General features: G+C 61.3%; 4 pseudogenes. 2 read left to right on the forward strand and 2 right to left on the reverse strand.

Features of this window, described 5'->3' with window-relative positions:
- Positions 1-258: 258 nt before the first annotated feature.
- A pseudogene (locus YU3_RS40205) lies at positions 259-492 on the forward strand (transposase); the annotation flags it as partial.
- 174 nt (positions 493-666) lie between these two features.
- Here YU3_RS40205 and YU3_RS38315 read toward each other — a convergent pair.
- Both YU3_RS38315 and YU3_RS38320 read right to left on the reverse strand, forming a co-directional pair.
- A pseudogene (locus tag YU3_RS38315) lies at positions 667-1,522 on the reverse strand (ISNCY family transposase); the annotation flags it as partial.
- Between the two features lie 602 nt (positions 1,523-2,124).
- A pseudogene (locus tag YU3_RS38320) lies at positions 2,125-2,409 on the reverse strand (leucine zipper domain-containing protein); the annotation flags it as partial.
- A 115-nt stretch (positions 2,410-2,524) separates the two neighbouring features.
- On the opposite strand from YU3_RS38320, the pseudogene YU3_RS0133890 reads away from it, so the two are divergent.
- A pseudogene (locus YU3_RS0133890) lies at positions 2,525-2,710 on the forward strand (hypothetical protein); the annotation flags it as partial.

The raw sequence follows: 2,710 nt of genomic DNA on the forward strand, positions 1-2,710 counted from the left end.
CAAAAGCGCCGACTGCGGACAGAAGCAAGACCCCGGCAGCGGACGAAGTTACGAGGGATTGACAAGACGAGGCCCGTTACCGAAGCCCGTCTTATGGACGACGACCCGTCTGAAAGGCTGGCGCATATAGCTTAAGCAATTGATGTGGCGCAGGATTGTGCTGAAGCCATCCCTGTCGCCGACATCTTGCGAGCCCCACCCGCCAAGACCGACGATACGTTGCTGCCGTTCTCAATTCCAGCCGTGGGACGCTAGAGGATCACAGCTGCGTTTGACGGCGGACGCATCACCTCGGACGGCGTGATGCTTCTGGCCGCGGCCGAGCGGCCGCTGCACCTGGCTGACAGGCTTGCCGCTGCGATCCAGGATCCGCGCGATCCAGCGCGCGTGACGCACGCCATGGCCGACATCCCGCGCGCCCGCATCTTCGCCATCGCCTGCGGCTATGAAGACGCCAACGATCTCGGTCGGCTGCGCACCGATCCGGCCTTCAATGCGGCGCGACAATGAAGCTGCGAGCGCGTATTGCCTCACGTAACGATGCTCCCCGAGGTCAAGCGTTGCCTCATCTATTTTGCTCCCGGCCTCCTCGCGAGCGCCACGGCGCCTCAGTGTGGCCTTGCGATCGCCAGCATCGGCGGCTCCTTGTTCCTTGTCCAGGGGGCCAAACAGCAACGCGTCCGCCTTTTCGCTGCGCCAGACCTTGAGCCGACGCTGAAGTGTTCGAAGCAGTTGTCCGGGTAGTCGCCGGGATACTTGGCCTGCAGTCGTGACAGAAGTTCGCTGCCGGTTCGCCATGGTTCGACTTCGAACCAATTTCGCAAGTCGGCAGTCGCCTTGACGAGAGGGTCAGGACGCCGCCCCCTTTTGGCTTTCACGACCGGGCGATCCGTCGGCCTGATAGCACCGTCCTTCCTGGCAGTCCGCAAAGTCGCCAGGAAAAGGTCGATCGGCTGGGCTGCCCCGTCAGGGCGCACGGCCGGCGAAGTATCGGCAAGCGCAGCGAGCCGCTCCTGTATGGCGCGGAGATCGCGCAACAGCAGGACAGGATCGAGTCCGGCGGAGATTTCCTGCAGTCGGGAGCGGACTGCATGTGAGGTGCGAGCGTCGGCAACCAGGCGCTGATGCGGTGTAGCTGACGGACTGTACGTCTTGCGCACACGCGCGCCGTCGCGCTGCTTCGCGATCACTTGAACGATGGCTGAAAGAAGTTCACGAACAGCCGCGCTGAGCGGTAGAGCTTCGCTAGCAGCGTGGCGGCCTCCAGCCCCTCGAACCGACGATATCCGACCATCCTGCGCACCACGGCGCCATTCTTCTGCTCGACGAACGCCTGGTAGTTCTTGCGGTAGGGGCGGCAGCGCGTGAAGACGATGTTGGCGGCGGAGCAATAGGCCTTCAGCGTCTCGTTCATGAAAACGGTGTCGTTGTCCGTATCCAGGCCAAGAAGCTTGAAGGGCAGTTGCTTGCGCAATTCTGTGAACACCGTGCTCAACAGCGTCTGTTCGCGAATCAGCAGCGGCACCCATCATCGCTGGCCGGGCTGGCTCACCAGGATAGGCGATGCGAAGCTGGTTCGCTCAATGTCCCGCAAGGGCTGTTCGCGAGATAATGCTGCCTGCGAGGGCTTCTTCGGCCGGCTGAAAACCGCGTTTAAGGAGATCTGCACCCTGCATTCAGGATTCCTTCGGAACACGTGACCCGAGACATCCAGATGAATACAAGCTTATCTGGCCCCATTCGGGCTGCTGCGGGGCCATGGACTGAAGAAGAATTGCGTCAAATACCGCCCCATGGGTTCCAAGAGGCTATCGGCATTGTACTCGATGAGGTCACTTCCCAGCGGATCACGGCACATATCCTTATCTCCGACGCTCATCGAAATTCGGCTGCATGGCGAATGCACGCCAGTTCATTTGGGTAGCCGCACCTCGTTGTGGACGACGAAGGTGACTGGCGAAACCTCTGGTGCTATCCCGCCTGCGGCCTGCAGACCACCCGATGGGTCGGCGAGGCGCCCGGAAGTTTGAAGGGTACCACCTTTGGCATTAGCCGAACTTGCCGTGAAACCGCCGCAAAGCCAAAATCTGCCGCCTTTTGTCGGGTCGCCGCGCGGCCGCAACTGTCATGGGCAGTGTGCTGGCCAGTCCAGCGCTGACGGCGCAGGGCGACGATGCGCTCGGCCACAGCCTGTTCGGTCAGGCCGGGCATCACGTGGGGGCGCGAGGGGCGATCGACCATGCCGGCGTGTCCTTCAGCCTGATAGCGCTCCACCCACCGCTTCACGATCTTCGCCGTCACCGCGTATCGCACCGTTGCCTGGGCTTGGGAAAGGGTGCCTGCTATCACCGATTGCGCCATTTCCTCTCGACGTAGCGGCGTCAGACGGGCATTCTTGTGGATGTTCATTCGAACCCTCCGGTGAGTGCTGAAGCTTGGTAACTCCAGTCTCCTCGGTCCGGTCCGAATGGACAACCTCCTGAAAGCTCACACCTAGCAGGCTTCTCTGATTGGGGTCGGAGTTGTGCTGGCGATCCTGTCGTGGTTTGGCAACCGGCTCGTGGGGCTCGCGGCTCACATTTATGTTGAGATTTTTGGCGCGCTCGAATTGACTGGGGTGGGCCAGCTGATTGCAATCGAGACCTTCCGCTTAGTCGAGGTTCTCACAATCGTCGCCATTATCTATTTCATTGTCGCCTATCCGTTGGCG

This window comes from Mesorhizobium sp. WSM3224 (assembly GCF_000427725.1).
GTDB lineage: Bacteria > Pseudomonadota > Alphaproteobacteria > Rhizobiales > Rhizobiaceae > Mesorhizobium.